General features: G+C 54.8%; 17 protein-coding genes. 7 read left to right on the forward strand and 10 right to left on the reverse strand.

Going from position 1 to position 21223, the window contains the following annotated elements; genetic code table 11:
- Window positions 1-148 precede the first annotated feature (148 nt).
- Window positions 149-2653 (forward strand): glycoside hydrolase family 95 protein, encoded by a 2505-nt coding sequence (locus tag ACSV5M_RS01005; RefSeq protein WP_439173539.1) that lies wholly within the window; start codon window positions 149-151, stop codon window positions 2651-2653.
- 77 nt (window positions 2654-2730) lie between these two features.
- Here ACSV5M_RS01005 and ACSV5M_RS01010 read toward each other — a convergent pair whose 3' ends face one another.
- The 6 genes from ACSV5M_RS01010 to ACSV5M_RS01035 all read right to left on the reverse strand — a co-directional run bounded on the left by ACSV5M_RS01010 (window position 2731) and on the right by ACSV5M_RS01035 (window position 9151).
- Complete coding sequence (locus ACSV5M_RS01010) at window positions 2731-3705, reverse strand: pectate lyase (RefSeq protein WP_439173541.1); 975 nt, start codon at window positions 3703-3705, stop codon at window positions 2731-2733.
- Window positions 3706-4371: 666 nt separating this feature from the next.
- Entirely contained in the window at window positions 4372-5208 is an 837-nt protein-coding gene (aroE, locus tag ACSV5M_RS01015; protein WP_439173542.1) for a shikimate dehydrogenase, read from the reverse strand.
- 78 nt (window positions 5209-5286) lie between these two features.
- The gene (gene hemF / locus ACSV5M_RS01020; RefSeq protein WP_439173544.1) at window positions 5287-6213 is read right to left on the reverse strand and encodes an oxygen-dependent coproporphyrinogen oxidase; all 927 of its coding nucleotides are present in this window, start codon (window positions 6211-6213) and stop codon (window positions 5287-5289) included.
- 51 nt (window positions 6214-6264) lie between these two features.
- A complete protein-coding gene (locus ACSV5M_RS01025; RefSeq protein WP_439173545.1) occupies window positions 6265-6834 on the reverse strand; it encodes an L-threonylcarbamoyladenylate synthase in 570 nt (189 codons plus the stop codon).
- An 86-nt stretch (window positions 6835-6920) separates the two neighbouring features.
- Window positions 6921-8048: a DNA-processing protein DprA gene (gene dprA, locus ACSV5M_RS01030; protein WP_439173546.1), complete on the reverse strand. Its 1128-nt coding sequence runs from the start codon at window positions 8046-8048 to the stop codon at window positions 6921-6923.
- Between the two features lie 68 nt (window positions 8049-8116).
- Entirely contained in the window at window positions 8117-9151 is a 1035-nt protein-coding gene (locus tag ACSV5M_RS01035) for a LysM peptidoglycan-binding domain-containing protein (RefSeq protein ID WP_439173548.1), read from the reverse strand.
- 312 nt (window positions 9152-9463) lie between these two features.
- Between ACSV5M_RS01035 and def the strand changes: the two genes are divergently transcribed.
- From def to ACSV5M_RS01065, 6 genes are all read left to right on the forward strand, one after another.
- The gene (gene def / locus ACSV5M_RS01040; protein WP_087467352.1) at window positions 9464-9970 is read left to right on the forward strand and encodes a peptide deformylase; all 507 of its coding nucleotides are present in this window, start codon (window positions 9464-9466) and stop codon (window positions 9968-9970) included.
- Between the two features lie 51 nt (window positions 9971-10021).
- On the forward strand, window positions 10022-11005 hold the full coding sequence (fmt, locus tag ACSV5M_RS01045) for a methionyl-tRNA formyltransferase (protein ID WP_439173549.1): 984 nt from the start codon (window positions 10022-10024) through the stop codon (window positions 11003-11005).
- Window positions 11005-12312 (forward strand): 16S rRNA (cytosine(967)-C(5))-methyltransferase RsmB, encoded by a 1308-nt coding sequence (gene rsmB / locus ACSV5M_RS01050; protein WP_439173550.1) that lies wholly within the window; start codon window positions 11005-11007, stop codon window positions 12310-12312. The genes fmt and rsmB overlap by 1 nt, the downstream gene beginning before the upstream one ends.
- 77 nt (window positions 12313-12389) lie before the next feature.
- Window positions 12390-13601, forward strand: a complete 1212-nt coding sequence (locus ACSV5M_RS01055; RefSeq protein WP_439173551.1) for a hypothetical protein — start codon at window positions 12390-12392, stop codon at window positions 13599-13601.
- Window positions 13602-13739: 138 nt separating this feature from the next.
- Window positions 13740-15128, forward strand: a complete 1389-nt coding sequence (gene trkA / locus ACSV5M_RS01060) for a Trk system potassium transporter TrkA (RefSeq protein WP_087467356.1) — start codon at window positions 13740-13742, stop codon at window positions 15126-15128.
- 33 nt (window positions 15129-15161) lie between these two features.
- Window positions 15162-16607, forward strand: coding sequence for a TrkH family potassium uptake protein (locus ACSV5M_RS01065; RefSeq protein ID WP_439173552.1), 1446 nt, complete (start codon window positions 15162-15164; stop codon window positions 16605-16607).
- A 55-nt stretch (window positions 16608-16662) separates the two neighbouring features.
- Here the strand turns inward: ACSV5M_RS01065 and ACSV5M_RS01070 are convergent, their stop codons facing one another.
- The 4 genes from ACSV5M_RS01070 to ACSV5M_RS01085 form a co-directional block, all read right to left on the reverse strand.
- A complete protein-coding gene (locus ACSV5M_RS01070; protein WP_439173553.1) occupies window positions 16663-17619 on the reverse strand; it encodes an alpha-L-glutamate ligase-like protein in 957 nt (318 codons plus the stop codon).
- Entirely contained in the window at window positions 17616-19166 is a 1551-nt protein-coding gene (locus ACSV5M_RS01075; RefSeq protein WP_439173554.1) for an inactive transglutaminase family protein, read from the reverse strand. The genes ACSV5M_RS01070 and ACSV5M_RS01075 overlap by 4 nt, the downstream gene beginning before the upstream one ends.
- The gene (locus tag ACSV5M_RS01080; RefSeq protein WP_439173555.1) at window positions 19163-20092 is read right to left on the reverse strand and encodes an ATP-dependent zinc protease family protein; all 930 of its coding nucleotides are present in this window, start codon (window positions 20090-20092) and stop codon (window positions 19163-19165) included. Before ACSV5M_RS01080 ends, ACSV5M_RS01075 begins: the two co-directional genes overlap by 4 nt.
- A gap of 202 nt (window positions 20093-20294) precedes the next feature.
- Entirely contained in the window at window positions 20295-21185 is an 891-nt protein-coding gene (locus tag ACSV5M_RS01085) for a lysophospholipid acyltransferase family protein (RefSeq protein WP_439173556.1), read from the reverse strand.
- Window positions 21186-21223: the final 38 nt, after the last annotated feature.

Here is a 21223-nt window from a genome sequence, read left to right on the forward strand (position 1 = left end):
ATAACGCTCTGCGCTGTTTTATACTTTGACGGCCTACCGTTTCGGGCCATTATTATTCTTATAACAGCGTTATATTGCTCGGCATCTCTGTGTACTGCGTGGTTGACGCGCGATTGATAATACACTTCTAATAAACAGGATTGTCATCATGTCTTCCGGCTTGGTTTTTTCTTCTTTTTTATCGCTTTTCCGCGTGCTGGTGTACGGCTGTGCAGTTTTGCTGACACTGTCTTGCCAAACAATTAATACCCCAATGTCATCAACCGATTTGCGCCTGTGGTATGACCAGCCCGCGCAGAACTGGAATCAGGCGCTGCCCATCGGTAATGGCCGCCTGGGTGCCATGGTGTTTGGTGATCCGGCGCAGGAACAACTTCAGTTAAATGAAGATACCATCTGGGCGGGCGGCCCGAATAATAATGTTAACCCCGCTGCTGCCGATGCGATTGCACAAGTCACCGATCTATTGCTTGCGGGTAAGTATGAGCAGGCACAAGCCTTGGCTGACCGGAAGATTAAGTCCACCAATGATGGCATGCCTTATCAAACCTTGGGCAATCTCATACTGGCGTTTCCCGGTCATGAAGATTACAACGATTTCTATCGCGAACTGGATCTGGGAAATGCCGTGGCAACGACCCGCTATCGTCACAAGGGCGTAACCTTTACGCGGGAGACGTTCAGTTCGTTTACCGATCAGGTGGTGGTTATTCGCTTGACCGCTGATCGCGCCGGGCAGATCTCCACGCGCCTTGGTTTTAACAGTCCGCAAACCCATCAACTGCATATCGAAGACACGCGTCTGCGCGTCGAGGGACGCGGCCACGCCCATGAAGGTGTGGAGGGCAAGATTCGTTTTACTGCGTTGATTGAACCGGAGATTACCGGTGGGCGTGTTACAAAGGCTAGCGATGGCCTGCACATTGATGCGGCAGATGAAGTCATTATTCGTATTGCTGTGGGCACTAACTTTAATCACTACGATGATGTAAGCGGTAACAGTGTGGCGCGTGCGGAAAATTATCTGCAACATGCGAAGCAAAAATCTTACCCGGCAATGCGCGACGAGCACATCCGTTTTTATCAACAATTTTTTGATCGCGTTGCATTGGATCTCGGTACCACACCAGCAATGGATCAGCCCACGGACCAACGCATTGCCCAATTTGCCCATCAACACGATCCGCAGCTGGCGATGTTGTATTTCCAATACGGTCGCTATCTATTGATCTCCAGCTCGCAACCGGGCACCCAGCCAGCCAATTTGCAAGGCATCTGGAATCCGCACACCAATCCGCCATGGGACAGCAAGTACACGGTCAACATCAACACCGAAATGAATTACTGGCCTGCGGAAGTGACGCAACTTCCCGAGCTGCACCAGCCACTGTTTGACATGCTTGAAGACCTGGCGGTAACCGGCCAGGAAAGCGCGAAAAAACTTTATGGTGGACGCGGCTGGATGATGCATCACAACACCGATATCTGGCGGATTACCGGGCAAGTGGATGCACCCTTTTACGGTCAATGGCAAACCGGCGGCGCCTGGTTGAGTCAGCATATCTGGATGCATTATTTATTTACCGGCGATAAAGATTTTTTGCGCAAGTACTATCCGGTAATACGCGGCGCTGCGCAGTTTTTTGCCGATACCTTGCAAGTGGAACCTGAACATCAATGGCTGGTCGTGGTGCCGTCTAACTCACCGGAAAATACTTACCGTCGCGAAGGTACACCAACATCAATCAGCGCCGGCACTACCATGGATAACCAGCTGGTATTTGATTTATTTTCGGCGGTTATTGAGGCGTCAGCTGTGCTGGGTATCGATGAAGCATTCGCAACAGAATTGCAAACCAAGCGCGACCGCCTACCGCCCATGCAAATCGGTCACTTCGGTCAGTTACAGGAGTGGTTAGCGGATTGGGATGATCCACAGGATCACCATCGTCATGTGTCGCATTTGTACAGTGTGTTTCCCAGCAACCAGATTTCTCCTTATCGCACGCCCGAACTGTTAAACGCTGCGAAAGTATCGCTGGCGCATCGCGGCGATAAATCCACCGGCTGGTCCATGGGTTGGAAGATCAACTGGTGGGCACGCTTCCTCGATGGCAATCGCGCCTACGCGTTATTGCAGGAACAAATTAACCTCACCGAAGCAACCGATGCTATCTCCGAGAAAGGCGGCACCTACGCCAATATGCTTGACGCCCATCCACCGTTTCAAATCGATGGCAATTTTGGTGTGACTGCCGGTATCGCCGAGATGTTAGTACAAAGCCACGACGGATTTATCCATATCCTGCCAGCCTTGCCGGAGGCATGGCCGCAGGGCGAAGTGAAAGGCTTGGTAACGCGCGGTGGCTTTGTGGTGGATATTGCCTGGAATAATGGCGAGCTAACCTCTTTGAAACTGCACTCGCGTCTGGGTGGCGTAGCGCGTCTGCGTGTTCACACAACATTGAAAAGCGATGCGCGTTTATTACCAGCAAACGGCGATAATCCCAATCGCTTTTTCTCGACACCCGTCATAAAACCACCGCTCATCAATCAGGATGCTCCGGTTCAGCGGGCGCCGGTACGTGAAGGGCAATTATGGGACCTGGAGACAGAGGCCGGTAAGGACTACGTATTTTATCGCGCAGGCTAACAAACGCGCAGATTAAAAAAAGCGCCGACACTGTCGGCGCTTAAATCAGACGAATAAAAAAGAATTAACGCACAAACCTAGTAGTAAGTAATACCGGATGATGTGCAGTTACCTGAGCGGAATCCGATACAAATGGTGGTACCACTTTTCAAACGGCTGTTAGTGATGCGCGCCACACTGGTAGAACTGTCAGTGCGGAATACACCTTCCTTCATTCCGGAGATATCACACCGATCAAACGCCACATCAATCTTATAGGTGGTGCCGCCGTTTTGACGCAGGGCTTTACCGGCATTACGGATAATACAGTTGCTCACCCGCAAGGTGCTCGCCGCGTTCACCTGGAAGAATTTATCGTCAGCATCGTAACCTTCGATATTAGTGACATTCACGGTACCAGATGATTTGATGGTCAAGGCATCTTCGCCGACGTTTTGCCAGGTCACATTGTCGATGTTACCGCCGTTGTAAACGTGGATACCATCTGCGCCGTTGTTGCCAATGATCACGTTACGCAAGGTCGCACCATTTTCCACGCGGAACACCGGCTGCTGGCTTTCGCTTTGGCTACCGTCACCCAACGCGCTGCCGGCATTATGCACACGGCAACTACCATCGTAGGTGCCGCTGGTAACGCGAATGGTGGAGTTCACGGTAGTGGAGCCATTAGCAGAACAGGAAGCACCGGTGATACTGCCGGAATTGCCACCGCCCGATGAGCTACTGGAGCCGCCGCCGGAAGAACCGCCGCTGGAGCTGGATGAACTGGAAGCGCCACCACCTGAACTGCCTGACGGAATCGAACATTCTTTTACCGACTTGGCAGGATTCGGGTCAGAACCAAAGGTCGCCACCGAACAGGAGAAACTCCCGCTCAACACTTTATAGACAAATTTGTCGGACGCGCCAAAAGCTACGTTGGTTGAGGAACTGACAAAACAGGTCTCACCAATTTTACAGATAGTGACATAACCGTCGGGACGGTTTTTGGCAGCGAAGACGCTGGCAGACAGGGATAGGACCACAAAAGAAAATAACAGTTTTTTTAACATAGTATTAGCTCTCTCACGTTACGTTATTATTGTGCGAACAACGCCAACTTTTTTATTTTCACAATCATACTGCAGAGCGAAATAAATCCGTCGGCAATGATTGTTCGCGTTGCGCTTACTGCTAACTATCAAGCGAGAGAAAATATATAGCCATACTAAGGGCGGGTAAACGGTCACCAGAAATAAATGCGATAAACGCCTAGACGGATTTGCTATTAGCAACTCGGCTGGCAATTACAACTAATTTTATTGGTTGGATGATTTTTACGACACTTAAATAATTGTTTAATAATTTTATCGATAGTAAATCATTACACGATTGAAAAACTTAACTGAGTTGTTTTTCATCGAACCGATAAAATATATGCGAGGCTTTGGGGGTAGGTAACGGAACCCACGAGATAAAAGTTGGGTTCCGTTGACAATCAAAAGCTATTTATCCATTTTTTCTCTTTCTTGCGCGCCTTTTTTTCCTTGGCGTTTAACGCAGGTTGTTTCTTGGTTTCTTTTTTCGCATCTTGTGACTTACTCATACTTTACATCCTCATGGATGGTTAATGGGCTGTTCCTCGCAAAGCATCAGTAATCCCGGAGGTTAAACCTCCTAAAAATTCAACTGGCAAACCGTTCCGGTTTGCCTCATCACTATAGCTGATGGGCAGTGGATTATTTGTGATTTTTATCGCTCATTTGCCGGCGCATGGCGGTGATAACCGGCACCACCTCCGGGCGTATTTGTCGCCACAGATAAAACGCCTCTGCCGCCTGCCCCACCAACATGCCCAAGCCATCCGCCACACCGGTAGCGCCGTGATCCTGCGCCCATTGCAGGAAGATCGTTGGCTCGGCACCGTACATCATGTCGTAACAACAGGCGCCGGGTGCCAGCAGATCATCCGGCAGCGGGGGCAATTCACCATGCAAGCTGGCGGAGGTGCCGTTGATCACCAGGTCGTATTGTTGACCGGCAAGTTCTTCCAGTTTAAGCGCACGCACATCGCCCAGGTCATGGAAACTGTTGGCCAACTGCTCTGCCTTGTCGTGGGTCCGGTTAACGATGGCAAGGCTCTCCGGCTCCTGCTCCAGCAGGGGTTGCAGGATGCCGCGCACCGCACCGCCAGCACCGAGGATCAGCACACGTTTATTGTGTAATTCCCAGCCGAGGTTGTGCATATCGTGGATCATGCCGATGCCGTCGGTGTTATCACCCAGGATGCTGCCGTCGGTTTGCGCCGCAAGGGTGTTGACGGCACCGGCGCGGCGCGCGCGCGGCGTGAGGTGGTCGGCAAAACGATAAGCATCCAGTTTGAACGGCACAGTGATGTTCAGCCCTTTACCACCCTTCGCAAAAAACTCCGTCGCCGCCGCCGCAAATTCTCCGTCGACCACCAATTGTTTGGTGTAGGTCATGTCCTGCCCGGTTTGCTCGGCAAAATGACGGTGGATATGCGGCGATTTACTGTGATTGATCGGGTTGCCGAAAACAGCATAGAGGTCAGTCATTGCAAGTCCAGTGTGTTGTGCGTGTTGTTATCGTTTTGGCAAGGTGTGCCATCCTCGTTGGGATGGCTTGGATATTGATTAAACCCAGGCGCGCGCGGGCAGGAATTTTTCGTATAGCTCTGCTTCCGCAGACCCGTCCGTCGGCTGCCAATTGTACTCCCAACGCACCAGCGGCGGCAGCGACATCAGGATGGATTCGGTGCGTCCACCGGTTTGCAAACCAAACAAGGTGCCGCGGTCGTAGACCAGGTTAAACTCCACATAGCGACCGCGTCGGTAAAGCTGGAAGTGCCGCTCGCGGTCCCCATAAGCCTGATGTTTTCGTTGCGCCAGAATCGGTTGATACGCGGGGATGTAGCTGTCACCCACCGCGCGCATCAGCGCGAAACTCTGTTCAAATCCACCCTTGTTGTAGTCATCAAAAAACAGTCCGCCAATGCCCCGCGCCTCGTTGCGGTGCTTAAGGAAGAAGTAGTCATCGCACCATTGTTTAAACCGGGGATACACCTCATCGCCAAAGGGCGCGCAAGCTTGTTGAGCCGTGCGGTGCCAGTGGCGACAGTCGTCTTCGTTGCCGTAATAGGGCGTGAGGTCATAACCGCCGCCAAACCACCAGACGGGCTCTGCGCCTTCCTTCTCGGCGATAAAAAACCGCACATTGGCGTGACTGGTGGGCACGTAAGGATTGTGCGGGTGAATCACCAGCGACACCCCCATGGCTTCAAATGCACGCCCGGCCAACTCGGGCCGGTGGGCCGTGGCCGACGCAGGCATTTGGGTACCGTGTACATGCGAAAAATTTACCCCGCCTTTCTCGATCACGGCACCCTCTGCCAAGACACGGGAGCGCCCGCCACCGCCTTCCGCTCTGACCCAGGCATCTTCAATAAATTTCCCGCCACCGTCCTCGTCGGCGAGTGCAGCGCAAATCCGATCCTGCAAATCCAGCAGGTAAGCCTTGACGGCGAGTTTGTCGGGTGCTGAGCCGGGGTTGGTCTCGGTCATAAATCCTCACTTGATGGTGCTTACAAAAATGGTCGCAGGTTACTGACAACACTAGCCGGGGCGGCGGATCTCACCGGTTAACAGGTCGCGAATCTCCGAGGGGTTGGCTCGGCGGCCGACTTTTCCCTGGGTAATGGCATCCAGTTGATCACCAAAGTAACGCCGCAAGGTCAAGGCATCGCGGGCCGGTTCACGTCCCTGGGGATTAGCGGAGGTAGAGACTATCGGCGCACCGAAAGCCCGGCACAAACCCGCCGCCACGGGATGATCCGTTACCCGGATCGCAAGAGACGGAGAATTTCCCGTTACCCAAAACGGCGCCAGCTTATTCCTGGGTACGAGCCAGGTAACGGGACCCGGCCAGGAGTTTTTCAGTTTCTGGCGCTGCAGGTCGTCCAGGTGGTCGATAAACGGCTCCACCTGGCGAATATCTGCCGCGATCAGGATCAACCCCTTGTGCATGGGCCGCTGCTTGAGGGATAACAGATATTCCACAGCGCGCCGATCAAAGGGATTACATCCCAGCCCCCACACGGCTTCCGTGGGGTAAGCAATAACACCGCCCCGTCGCATCACCTCGGCGGCGTGGCGAATACGGGGATTGAGTGACCAGTTGGTCATGGCACAGATCCTGTAGCAGATGGGCATCATTGGCCCGTTAAACGAGTCCGCACTCTAATGCACCGGGCCGGTCGGCTCAACAGGTCCTAAGCAATCGCCCGCACATAACCTGCGGGCGTGCTGCTGACCACGCCTTTGAGTTCCAGCCCGATCAGCTGCGCCGCGATAAGGCCCACATCCAGGGCGGTGCGCTGTGCCAGGGTATCAACATCCACCGGATCATAACCCATGGCTTGCAGCAGATGCGTCTCATCCGGGTCCAGCGGTACCTTCGGGCTGTCACCGCGTCCGTAGTCCAGTTCCGCCTGCTGAAAGCCCAGTAAGGCACCCAATTCCTCCACGATATCCTGGCCGGTTTCCACCAGCTTGGCCCCATCGCGAATCAGCTTGTGGCAACCTCGCGCCAGCGGGTTATGGATCGAACCGGGAATAGCGAAGACTTCGCGATTTTGCTCCAGCGCCAGCCGGGCCGTAATCAGCGATCCACTCTGCACCGCCGCTTCTACCACCAGAGTGCCGCAACTCAAGCCACTGATGATGCGGTTGCGCTGTGGGAAATTGCTGGCGTTGGAGCGGGTGTCGAGCGGGAATTCGGACACCAGTGCACCGCCTGCCGCGATGATGTCCTGAGCCAACTGCCGGTGTCGCGCCGGATAGACCCGGTCAATGCCCGTTCCCAACACCGCAACCGTCCTGCCGTTAGCGGCCAGCGCGCCGCGATGTGCCGCACCGTCAACCCCCAGCGCAAGCCCGCTGGTCACCACAAAACCGGCACCGGCCAGGAAGCGGGCAAATTGGTGGGCGTTGTCGCTGCCGCCGGGTGTGGGACTGCGACTGCCCACAATCGCCACCTGCGGCATGCTTAGGCATGCGGGATCACCCAGAACAAACAATAAGGGTGGCGGCCGGCGAATTTCGCGTAACAGGGCGGGATAATCACGATGTTCAAGGCTAAGGAGCGTCACCTGGGGATGCTGATCGAGCCAATCCAGGTCATGCGCCAGGCACCGGCCCGCGTGGCTGTCGTGGGGCTGCCGTTGATATTCGCGCAGCGCCTCGAGCGCTGCCGGTTTTAAAACAGCCTGCAGCTGATCGGGAGATTGCTTCAATGCCGTGGCGGGATCACCAAAGGCATCGATCAGTCGCCAATAGGTGGCGGGACCAAAATCGGGTAAACGCTGGAGGATAAGATTGGCTTGAAGGGAGTCTTGCATACACATCCTTGCTGAAAGTAAAAAGCCGCTTCGTCAATGAAGCGGCTGTGTTAACGGGGAAATATGAATCAGGGATTACGCACTTTGTCGTTCACAGACAGGGGGCGCTCGGCTTCCAATACCAGACCGAAGCTCATCTTCTCAAAGGTACGGAACACCATCAGCAGACCAGCGCGCTCGTCGGGCAATTGCACGCGCTCGTTGGTGACCCGGTCGCGCACCAGCTCACCGGTTTTATAGATGGCCAGGACATTGCCGACCTGGAGGCCCTCGCGATCACCGCGATTAAGGATCACCACGTTCATCTTGCCCACCTGGCTGACGCCACCCTCAACACCGAGAATCACCCCTTCGATCTCGGTATCCGGCGCGCTGGGGTAAAAGATGGAGTCCACTGAACGCTCTTCGTTGGGCAACAGGCGGTCGCCCATACGGATTTCTTCAGTGCTGCGCGTTGCGGTGACGGTGGCGATATCGTCTTTCACCGATTTGACGCTGACCGTGCCGATGCTCTGGGCGTGGATACCGAGAAATTCCTTGGTCACCGGGTCGACATATTTGTCGCCTTTGCGGAAGACACCATAGTTCTTGATATCGCCGCTGAAGTCGCCGCGCGCATATGCCGTGTCACCGGCACCCACGACGATACGCTTCTCAGGTCCAGCGAGCATGTAAGGTGCACCTTCCAAATCATCTAAATCCAGAATCCGGCTGCGCGACAGGAAGCTGTCGATGCGGTCCAGCGGAATCGCGGGAATGGCATCTTCGCTCGGCAGGACGCGCACGCTCGGGCCCAGTTTGGTATCGCCGGGCGCCAGGCGCACAGTGCGATCCAGGGTCAGACGCGGTTGGCCGTCGAGGTAGATCAGACGGATGACGTCGCCGGGGTAGATTAAATGAGGGTTTTCAATTTGTGGATTAACATGCCAGATTTCCGGCCACATCCAGGGGGTGTTTAAAAAGGTATTGGAGATATCCCACAGGGTATCGCCTTTTCTGACGGTGTATTCATCGGGATGGTTGTCACGCAAGATCCCATCCTGTGCCCAAGTCAACACACTCAGCAGTGACACTGCGAGTACCGCAATTATCATTTTTTTCATAGAAACCGATCCTGTTTTTTTCGGTCCTGGAAGTTAGCAGCGCCCCAAATGCACAGCGGTGCCGCCGAAAGAAGGCTAGCACACATTCAAACCATTCAATGCGTCATCCTTCGTTGCGTTACCCTTGAAGCCGGGAACTTTGCCGCCATTTTTAACGTTGCACCAGCAAGTAAAGCAGGATTTCACCCTGCTGTTGACGTTATAATAGCCCAATCTTCCGCCTGCTGGTGGCGCATTCTCGCGGCGTAAATGCTGTGCGATCATCATGTTAGCAGCGGTTATTGTCTTTTTACTAGAAGTTTGTCACAAGCTATGGCGATATTAGAAATACTCGAATTTCCCGATCCGCGTCTGCGCACTGTCGCAAAACCTGTCGCTGTGGTCGACGACCGCATCCGGCAGCTGGTCGATAACATGTTTGAAACCATGTACGACGCACCGGGCATTGGTCTGGCGGCCTCGCAGGTCAATGTGCACGAGCGGGTGATCGTGATCGATATCAGCGAAGATAAATCCCAACCCATGGTCTTTATCAATCCCGAAATCACCGTGCTGGATGAAGAATTGCAGGAATACGACGAAGGCTGCCTGTCGATTCCCGGTTTCTACGAAACCGTTGTGCGTCCCGGCCATGTCCGGGTCAATGCCCTGGACCGCGATGGCAAGCCGTTCACTATCGAACCGGACGGCTTACTGGCGGTCTGCATCCAGCATGAGATCGATCACCTTAACGGTAAACTGTTTGTCGATTACGTGTCGCCCATCAAGCGTTCGCGGATTCGCAAGAAACTCGAAAAGAAACATCGCGCCCAAGCCTGATCTAACCCGTCAGGCTTTCTTTTTTACGACGCTCGAATAGTCAGGTCTTCCATGCCATCATCGTCTCGCCCCGCCGCTGAGGGGCTGCGCATTGTCTTCGCCGGTACCCCGGATTTTGCCGCGCACCATCTGCAAACCCTGCTGGATAGTCGTCACCAGGTGATCGCTGTGTATTCCCAGCCGGACCGTCCGGCGGGGCGCGGCAAGAAACTCACCGCCAGCCCGGTGAAAGCGCTGGCACTCACGCATAACATTCCGGTTTATCAACCGCTGTCCCTTAAAGAGCTTGCCGCCCAGCAGGAGCTGGCCGCGCTCCAGGCCGATATCATGGTCGTCGTCGCTTATGGACTGCTGTTGCCCAAGGCAGTGCTGGATACTCCGCGCCTGGGTTGTATCAATGTGCACGCCTCGATTCTGCCACGCTGGCGTGGCGCGGCCCCGATTCAACGCGCACTGGAGGCCGGGGACACCATCACCGGGGTCACCATCATGCAGATGGATGTCGGGCTGGACACAGGTGACATGCTGGTGAAGGCCGAGTGCGCCATCCTGCCGGACGATACCGGCGGCAGCCTGCACGATAAATTGCTGACCATCGGTGCGCCGGCACTCCTGGAAGCGCTCGACCAATTGCAACATGGCCTCGCCAAGCCTGAATCACAGGACGACCGCCAAAGCTGCTACGCACCCAAATTGCACAAAGACGAAGCCCTGCTCGATTGGCGGCAACCGGCGGTCATACTGGAGCGCAAGATACGCGCCTTTAATCCCTTTCCCGTGGCCTTTACCCAAAAAGCCGGCAGCGAAGACCGCATTCGTATCTGGTCGAGCCGGGTCGTACCGAACAATACGGATAAGGCACCCGGCACCGTGATGGAAGTGAGCAGCACTGGCATTCGCGTGAGTTGTGGCCAAGACAGTTTGCTGCTTGAGCAAGTCCAGCTGCCGGGTAAAAAGCCTATGGGTGTCGATGAACTGCTGCGCGGACACCCGTATTTATTCAGCCTGGGTGATCCACTGGAGTTACCCGCCTGATGGCACTGACCGCCCGCACCGCCGCCGCCCAGGTCGTCGGCCAGATCCTGCGCCAACAGGGCTCGCTGTCGAGCCTGTTACCGGCGACCCAGACCAAAGTCCCGGAAACAGAGCGAGCGTTTCTGCAAGAGCTGTGCTTCGGTACGCTGCGCTGGCAACCGCAGTTGGACGCCTACTTGCAACGTCTGCTCGACAAGCCCCTGCGCGCCAAGGACAGCGATATCCAGGCGCTGCTGCTGCTGGGCCTTTACCAACTCAAACATCTGCGCGTACCCGACCACGCCGCCATCAGCGAGACTGTGGAAGCGGCACGCCCGCTGAAAAAGCCCTGGGCCACCAAACTGATCAACGGCGTGTTACGCCGCTTCCAGCGTGAACACGAGGAACTGGATCGCCAGTTACAGGATGACCCGGTATTCACCAGCAGCCATCCTGCCTGGCTGCTCAACACGCTCCGAGGCGCCTGGCCGGATCAGATCGATCAAATCATCGCGGCGAATAACGCCCATCCGCCGTTTACCCTGCGTCTGAATACCCGGCAGGAAACTAGGGACAGCTATCTCGCCCGACTGGCTGACGCCGCTATCGCTGCGCAACCCACTCCGTTTAGTCCGGTGGGGTTTACCCTGGAGACCGCCAGCGATCCCCGGCAATTACCGCTGTTTGATGCGGGCATGATCAGCGTGCAGGACGAAGCCGCACAATTAAGTGCCGGCCTGCTGCAACTTGAACCCGGTCAGCGGGTGCTGGATGCCTGCTGTGCGCCCGGCGGCAAAACCGGCCATATATTAGAGAGCGCGGACAATCTGCAGGTTGTGGCATTGGACAGCGACGAGCGTCGCCTGGGGCGGGTGCGGGAAAACCTCGCACGCCTCAAGGTGAGCGCGCAGATCCGGTGCGGTGACGCCAGCCAGCCAGGTGACTGGTGGGATGGTCAGCTATTTGACCGCATCCTGCTCGATGCCCCCTGCTCCGCCACCGGAATTATCCGCCGTCATCCAGATATCAAAGTCCTGCGTAGCGCCGCCGACATCACCAAGCTGGCTCAGCTGCAGGGCACATTGCTCGATAACCTCTGGCCACTGCTTAAACCCGGCGGCATCTTGCTGTACGCCACTTGCTCGATCATGCCCGCCGAAAATACCCAGGTGGTCGAAGCCTTCCTGGCCCGACAGCCTGACGCCGTGTGCGAATCGCTGGATGTTTCCTGGGGCACTCCGCAACATTGTGGTCGACAATTACTGCCCGATGAAAAAGGCCATGACGGATTTTATTATGCCCGGTTACGCAAAAATGGCATAAATTAACAAGCTACTCTCATTTGAATGTGCAATTATTTTTTTGCTAAGGCAGCTATCAACAACAAAAGCTATAAGGAGTTAGTATGTCATTTGATCCCTACCCACCTAAGATCCAGCATCCGAAAACCCGCAACATTCTAATAATTAGCATCTTATTTTTAGTGCTAATTTCATGGCTCGGTAAGCTGGACAAGCTCTCTACGGAATATATTGACGACTCGTTGGTGAAGTCCACTGTAGCGTTTGGTGTTGCGCGAACACTTAATGCCGTAATTTCTGTCTGCCAATCATTAACATTAGGCGTAGGTGTAGCCAATGTAACGATTGGAGAGGTATTGAATCCTGTCAATAACCTAGTGGAAGACTATGCATCACTCATGAAACTCGCTATCGGATCACTAATAATCCAAAAATTATTAGTGGAGATTGTATCTGATACATTGTTCAAGATTTTATTGAGCGTATCAGGAGTTTTACTTTTAACCGGATTTTATTTTAAAAACGGGATGCATCTGAACTTTCTGTCAAGACTCTTTCTATTTTTCCTGTTCATAAGGTTTTCTTTAGCTCTCGTCATCATTATGAATAGTTTTGTAGACCATGCGTTTCTCGATGAGAAAACACAAGATGATGTAGAAGCACTAAGTTCACTTAGTCACGATATTGATACTGCCAATCAGATACAGAAAATATCTGTCGCAGATAATAAGGCGCTTTCAGATCAACTACTACAACTAAACGCAGAAGAACAATCTATTAGCAACCTCTTGAAAAAGCAGCACCAACTACGTGAGAATGCCAACAAATCTGTAAATAAAGCTGATGAAAACGTCAGAAATGCAGAAGAAAAATTGAGCCTTATGCAAAGGCTATCGGATAAAGATTTATCGTCACTAAAAAGCACTGCTTCAGCCAAAAAGAAAAGCCTTCAACTTCTCGAAGAACAGATAGAGGAGCTTGAAGAAAATATGGAAGCAATCCAGGAAAGAAAAATTTATATAGAAAATACCCTGGCTGGAAAGCCAAACAGCCTTATGGAATCCATCGGAATGACCGTGTCTGATTCGATGTCATCAGTGAAAAGTCTTGGCGATAAATTTAATGCTTTTTCCATGAAGGATAAACTTGAAGGTGCTATTAATGGCATCTTGAATTTAATGACGCTTTTTCTACTAAAGACCATGATCCTGCCCTTGATCTTCTTGTTTGCCCTGTCGAAAGTGACCAAATCGATATGGGCGATTGATGTACGAGAAATCTTAACGAATCCAAGCACACCAGGAATCCGGGACTAAGAAAGAAAGGAAGGAAAACCGACCAAGCTGCTTTTTATAGCGTTTTTACACCCAAACGCAGTAAAGTGGCAGCCGCTGTACGGTCGGGCTCTGGATGCGCGGCTGCGGATTTGAACCCCTGGTTAACTAAGAAGGCTTATGAAGATCATCATCCTTGGTGCGGGACAAGTGGGCGGCAGCCTTGCGGAGCATCTCGCCAGCGAAGCCAATGACATTACCGTGGTGGATACCGACGAGGGGCGCCTGCGCGACCTGCGCGACCGGCTCGATATCGGGGTTATCACGGGCGAGGGGTCACATCCGGATATCCTGATTCAAGCGGGGATCGAGGACGCGGATATGCTGATCGCCGTGACCAATAACGACGAGATCAACATGATCGCCTGCCGCGTCGCCGACAGCCTGTTCCGCACCCCCACCAAGATCGCGCGGGTGCGCTCCACCGCCTACCTCACCCATCGCGCCCTGTTTGAAAGCGGCGCCATTCCCATTGATGTTTTGATCAGTCCTGAACAGTTGGTCTCTGATTACATCTTTCGCCTGATCGAAAACCCCGGCGCCTTGCAGGTGCTGGATTTTGCGGACGGCAAGGTCCAGTTGGTGGCTGTGCGCGCTTACCACGGCGGACCGCTGGTAGGTCAGGAGCTAAGCTACCTGCGCCAGCATATGCCCAATGTCGAGACCCGTGTAGCGGCTATTTATCGACGCAATCGCGCCATAATGCCCACCGGTTCGACGGTGATCGAAGCTGATGATGAAGTCTTTTTTATCGCCGCCAAGGCCGATATCCGCGCGGTGATGAGTGAGCTGCGCCGCCTCGAAGTCCCCTACAAGCGCCTGACCATTGCCGGCGGTGGAAACATTGGTTATCGGCTGGCGAAAAAGCTGGAAGGCCGTTACAACGTGCGCGTGATCGAACACAACCGCAATCGCTGCGCGCGCCTCTCCGAGCAACTGGAGCGCGCCATCGTGTTACACGGCAGCGGCACCGATCAGGATCTGCTGCTGGAGGAGAATATTGAAGACACCGATGTATTCCTCGCGCTGACCAATGATGACGAGGCCAACATCATGTCGTCCATGCTCGCCAAGCGACTGGGCGCGCGCAAGGTGATGACGTTGATCAACAACCCGGCCTATGTGGATCTGGTGCAGGGCGGCGACATAGACATCGCCATCTCGCCCCAGACCACCACCATCGGCAGTTTGCTGACCCACGTGCGGCGCGGTGATATGGTGAACGTTCACTCACTGCGCCGGGGCGCGGCGGAGGCGCTGGAGCTGATTGCCCACGGCGATGCCAAGTCATCCAAGGTGGTAGGCAAGGCGCTGGAAGATATCGACTTGCCCGAAGGCGCCAATATTGGAGCCATCGTGCGCGACACGGCGGACGGCGAAAGCGAGGTTATCATCGCCCATGACGATGTGGTGGTGCAGTCGGGCGACCACGTCATTGTGTTCCTGCTGGATAAAAAGCACACTCGCGACATCGAGAAGCTGTTCCAGGTCGGCTTCACCTTCTTTTGATGTTTAACGGCTCATTGATGGATTACGTGTGACATGAATTTCGCCACCATCGCCCGGGTGCTGGGCGTATTGCTCACCCTGTTCAGCCTGACCCTGCTGGTGCCCATCGCCATCTCCCTGTGGTTTGACGACCACAATTACATGACCTTCCTGCTGGCTTTCGCCATCACTTTCGCCGCCGGTATTGGCTTGTGGTTGCCGGCACGCACCAGCAAAGCCGATTTGCGTACCCGCGATGGCTTCCTGATTACGGCGCTGTTCTGGTCGGTGTTGAGTACTTTCGGGGCGCTGCCGTTGATCCTGTCCGATGGACTTTCCCTGTCGTTTACCGATGCGATGTTTGAAGCCGTTTCGGGCCTGACAACCACCGGAGCCACCGTCATCAGCGGCCTGGACCAGCTGCCGCCGTCGATTCTCTATTACCGCCACCAGCTGCAGTGGTTCGGCGGCATCGGGATCATCGTGATAGCCGTGGCGATCCTGCCGATGCTGGGCATCGGTGGGATGCAGCTCTACCGCGCGGAAGCGCCGGGGCCGGTGAAGGACAACAAACTCACACCGCGGATTACCGAAACGGCCAAGGCACTGTTCCTGATGTACCTCGTGCTGACCCTCACCTGCGGTATCGCCTACTGGCTGGCGGGGATGAACTGGTTCGAGGCGCTGTGCCATGCGTTTTCCACCGTCGCCAACGGCGGCTTCTCCACCCACGATGACAGTATTCGTTATTTCGATAGTTCAGCGATCTTGCTGATATGTTCCGTGTTTATGTTGATATCAGGCGCCAACTTTGCGCTACACTTTTTCGTCTGGCGCGAGAAAAGCCTGCATTACTATTTTGCCGATGCGGAGTTTCGTTTTTACTTTGGCTGGATTGTCGTGGGCACCCTGGTGACTGTGAGCTATCTCTACTTCACCCACACCTACGACGCCAAGGACAGCTTTGTTATCGGTTTCTTCAACCTCGCATCAACCCTCAGTACTGCCGGGTTTGCGGCAGACTTTGTTGCCTGGCCATCCTTCCTGCCCTTCGCCCTGTTTATCCTCGCCTTCCTTGGCGGCTGCGCCAGCTCCACCGGTGGTGGCATGAAGATGATTCGCGTGTTGCTACTCTACAAACAGGGCATTCGTGAAATCCATCGCCTGATCTTCCCCAACGCGGTCATCCCCATCAAGGTGGGGCGCATCAATGTGTCGGATCGGGTGGTGGAAGCGGTGTGGGGATTTTTTGCGATGTACGTGGTGATGTACATCCTGATGTTCTTACTGCTCTTGATGAGCGGCCTGGATCTGGTCACCTCCTTCTCCGCCGTCGGTGCCTGCATCACCAACCTCGGCCCGGGTATGGGCGAGGTGGCGTCCAATTACAGCAGCATCAACGCGCCGGCAAAATGGGTGCTGTGTTTCGCGATGTTGTTGGGGCGGTTGGAGGTGTTTACGTTGTTGGTGTTGTTTAGTCCGATGTTTTGGCGACGGTAAGGTGTTAGTGGAGAGCGGGGTGTCGGATTACGCTGTGCTAATCCGACCTACGGGATTACAAGCCGTCTCTGGTGAAGGTGCGCATGACGTAATCCACCCGTTGCTCCGGAGTACGGTGGGCGCGCGGTTTGAGGGATTCGATGTGGCGCAGGCGCGGCAGCAGGCCGCGGCCGTTGGCGACTTGAATCGATAGTCCCGGCCGGGCGTTCAATTCCAGCAGCTGCGCGCCGCGCACTTTGTCGAGCACAATGTCGGTACCGATATAGCCCAGGCCGGTCATCTCATAGCAGCGCGACGCCAGCAACAGCATGTCACGCCAGTTGGCAATCTGGATCTCGTTAAGCGGGCGTTTGGTGTCAGGATGGTGGGTGACGGGTTTGGAAAATTGCACCGCTTTGAGCGCGCGACCGGTGGCGATATCCAGCCCCACGCCCACCGCGCCCTGGTGCAGGTTGGCCTTGCCGTCAGACGCGTGGGTTGCCAGCCGCAGCATGGCCATGACCGGGTAACCCTTGAATACAATGATGCGGATATCCGGCACGCCTTCGTAGGAATAGCCCTCGAACGAGTCGTCGAACTGGATCAGGTCTTCCACGATCACCATGTCCGGCTTACCGCCCAGAGAATAAAGGCCCGCGAGGGTGTTGCTCATATGGCGACGGATATCCTCAACCGTGATCTCCGCACCGGATGACTTGATAAACTTGTCGCCGCGCCGACCAATAATCACCAGAATCCCTTTACCGCCCGAACCCTTCGCCGGCTTGACCGCGAAGCCCTCCAGACCTTCCAACTTCTTTTCAATATGGGCAATTTCGTGTTGCTGCTCCACCACAAAAAACAGGCGTGGCGTTGCCACCTCGTATTCTTCGGCGAGCAGTTTGGTCTTGAGTTTGTTATCCACCAGCGGGAACAGGTGGCGGGAATTGTAGCTGCCGATAAAATCGCGATTGCGGCAATTCATCCCCAGAATTCCCATGCGGCGCAGGCGCCACGGACTGACCCATTTCACTTGGTGCCACCCGCCTTGTCTTCGACAGTTTCGTTCTCCACCATGGCGCGGAAGCGGCGCAACTCAGAGAATTTGTAGCCCGTGTATTGACCCATCAACATGATGAATGCAAGGAACACTAGGTTGAGCTCCGGGAAGTTAAAGGTCAGATGGCCAATTAACGGCAACTGCATCATCAGGTAGGCCAGCACCGCCACCAGCAGGCTGCCGCCGCCCTGGACAAGGACTTCTTTCGGGCCTTCTTCTTCCCACAGGATCGACATCCGCTCAATGGTCCAGGCGATGATGATCATCGGGAAGAAGGTGATCGTCATGCCGGTATTCAGGCCCATCTGATAACCCACCAGGCTGAGCACCGAGATAATAAAGATCACCAGCACGACCAGTGTGGCGATACGCGCAATCAACAACAGGTTGAGGCGCGAAAGGTAGGTGCGCAACACCAGGCCGAAAGACACCACCGAAATAAAACTGAATAACCCTAAACCGAGCGAGGTTTGCAGGAATGCGAGGGCAATCAGGATGGGCATGAAAGTCCCGGAGGTCTTCAGGCCCACGATCACGCGCATAAAGACCACCACCAATGCACCCAGCGGCAACAGGAACAGCAGCTTGAACATACTCTGCTCTTCAATCGGTAAACGGTGCACGCCGATGATGGAGAAGATGTTGTCATTGGTCTGGGCGCGAGCCAATTCGAGCGCCGGTACGGTTTGATAAATCATGGAGAAGCCGATGCGCGAATTGCGTCCACCCACCACATCCAGCAGCGACTGATTGCCGCGATGCCAGATTAACAGGTTCTCCGGCACACCTTGCTGGCCGGTCACGGGATTAAACAGCACCCATTCCTCGCCATCGTACACCTCTACCATCTGTGTCAGGGATTGGTGGCGACGGGCATCTTCGAGATATAAACCCATAGCACTGCGTGCCGGGATACCGGCCTGGTTGAGCAGCTTCTCCAAAAGGGTAGCCATATTGGGCTCAGCCGCCAGCATGAGCGAGGCGTTCTGATCCGGAGAGGGATCTTTAAGCAGTTTGATCAGCTCGCGGGTCATACTTTGCGGGGTGCTGGAGGTGGAGAGTGCCACTGCCAGCAGCTGCCCGGCAGCAGTTGCCTGGGGACCATCCCAAATCACCGGCGTCGCCTGGGGTGGCTGTGGTTCAAGCATGGGCTCATTATCCAGCCCACCGACAAACTGCGCCTTGTAGTAGAGCGTTTGCGGCCCGCTGGCGCTGCGCTTGGTCCACTCACCGCGCCGACCTTCGTTACTTTCGATAACCGACCAGCCATAGCCGGGTGAGGCAGCCTGTTCGGTAAACATCCGGAATCCGGGTGGGTTATCCGGCAACGCCAGGTTGGCGACCACTGCATCACCGCTGGCGAAAAAATCCACCCGCGCCTCAATCATCCATACCGGGCGCTGCTCACCGGCCAGGAACGGAATTTCCATGGTGGTGTGGCGCAGCCAGGCGGTGCCCAGGCCGAGCACAATCAATCCGACAATAATGCTGTAAAACGGAACGCGGGAGGGCTTATTCATTGGTCAGCCTGTGGTTCAGGTTGAGGCTCTGGTTGATTTTGGGGTTGGTTTTGGGGTTGAGGCTGCGGCTTGGCTTGCGGCTCGCTGGCAGCTTTGGGTTTTTCTTCCGCTTTGGGTGTGTCTTGCGCCTTGGGTGCCGGCTCCGGAGCTTTCTCTGGGCGAACCGGCGGAACAATCTCGCTACGGCTCACATCCACCAGCATCACATCGCGCAATACATTGCGACCAATCAGCATGGGTTGCTCCAGGTTACTACGATCAGCGAGGGTAAATTGGGCGTTCTGGGTAATCTTGCCCAGGGTAATCCGCATCTCCACCACCGGGCGTCGTTCCGGCTCTTCGGCACCTGACTGAACGATATGGACGCGGCGAACCCGTTTGCGTTCCACTTCAATCGGCTCGCGAGTCATTGGATGATAAACCGTAAAACGCACCCACTCTTCCCCATTGCGTTCAAAGGTCTGAATATTCCTCGCATCCATCGACGCCGTGGTCGCACCTGTGTCGATGCGCGCAAGAATGCTAATACCCAGATCGTTGAGGAAGACCTGTTCTTTCTCACCCACGACCTGTTTATCCTGGAACGCCGTGTCATTGACGTTCGTCGCCTGTACTGGTCGCGGTGGCAATTTCGGACAGACAATCGGGCGCGGTCTTTCTACTGGCGGAGGAGGCGGAGGGGGAATGGCGGCAAGTTTCTTTTGTTCTTCAAGGCTCTCGCTGAGCATATTAATAGTTTCTTCCAGCTTGGCCTGTTGCTGGGTAAAGATTTCCTGTTGCGATTTTTGCGTCGCCAGACATTGGTCCAGCGCATCCAGCTCGGTTTTTTTTACAAACAGATGAGAGGTTGAACTGCAAGCAGTCAGGGTCAACCATAGCGATCCAACAACGATCCAATGCAAACCTGACTTTGTGTTATTGCTCATTATTCTGGCCAACGACTATCACATGAATTGAGTAACAGGAGATGCTGGGTTAGCAGCGACGGATGAGCGCTCTCGAATAACACACCGGAGCGCGGCGACATAAAAGCCGCCTAATTGTAGCCCTAAGACTGACGCAACACACTATGGTGAAAAAGGATTTTTTGCAAAGCAAGCGTCTCAATAGCCTCGCGCTAACATTCTGTTACGGCAGGTTCCTCTGGTAATGCCGGGGATAGCCCTCCGGCAGGCGACGAAAACGTTTGTATTCCCACTGATATTGCGCCGGTGCGCGCCGCACACAGGCCTCAACACTCGCATTCATACCCGTCAGCGAAGTCAGCTCATCCTCGCTATAAATAGCCGGATCGGCATCCAGCACCACCATCTTGAACCCACCCGGCACCCGCTGCGCAAACACCGAAGCCACCGCACAACCGGTTTTTTGAATCAGGCCGTGGATCAAACCAATCGTCAGCGCCGGCTGACCAAAGAACGGCGCAACCCCCCCAGCCGCTGACTTCTCCGGCACCTGATCCGGCAAAATGCCCACGATGGTGCCCTGCTGCAACGCCTTGAGCAGCATCATCACACCCTTGCGATTGGTCGGCGCCATCGTAATGTTCAACTTACTGCGCCCGTTCAACACCAGTTCATCCATCGCCGCCGACTTCAACGGCTGATACATCGCCGTCAAGGGCGCAATACTCGCCAGATACGGCGCCACCACCTCCCAATTCCCATGATGCGGCGCCAACATCAACAACCCTTTCCCCAAAGCCAACTTGTCCCGCAGGATATGCTCGCCCTCAATCTCCACCATCTTGCTCCTGAGCCAGGCGTAATCCCTCCGCCACACCGCACCCGCCTCCATCGCCGTCTTCATCGTCTCCTGCAAACTTTCACGCGCCAACGCATGAACCTCAGCTTCACTTAACTCCGGAAAACACAACTGCAGATTCGCAATCGTCACCCGCTTCTCCCGCCCCCGACCACGCCACAACAAACCACCCAAAAAAGTGCCCAAGGCACGACTTATTGATAGCGGTAAAAGCGAAAGGAATTTAATAAAACTGACGACTAACCAGTCTTTCATTCGTGGTGAACTCATTATTGTGAACATCTACTGCCAAC

Source organism: Cellvibrio sp. ARAG 10.3 (genome assembly GCF_051846955.1).
Classification (GTDB): Bacteria; Pseudomonadota; Gammaproteobacteria; order Pseudomonadales; family Cellvibrionaceae; genus Cellvibrio.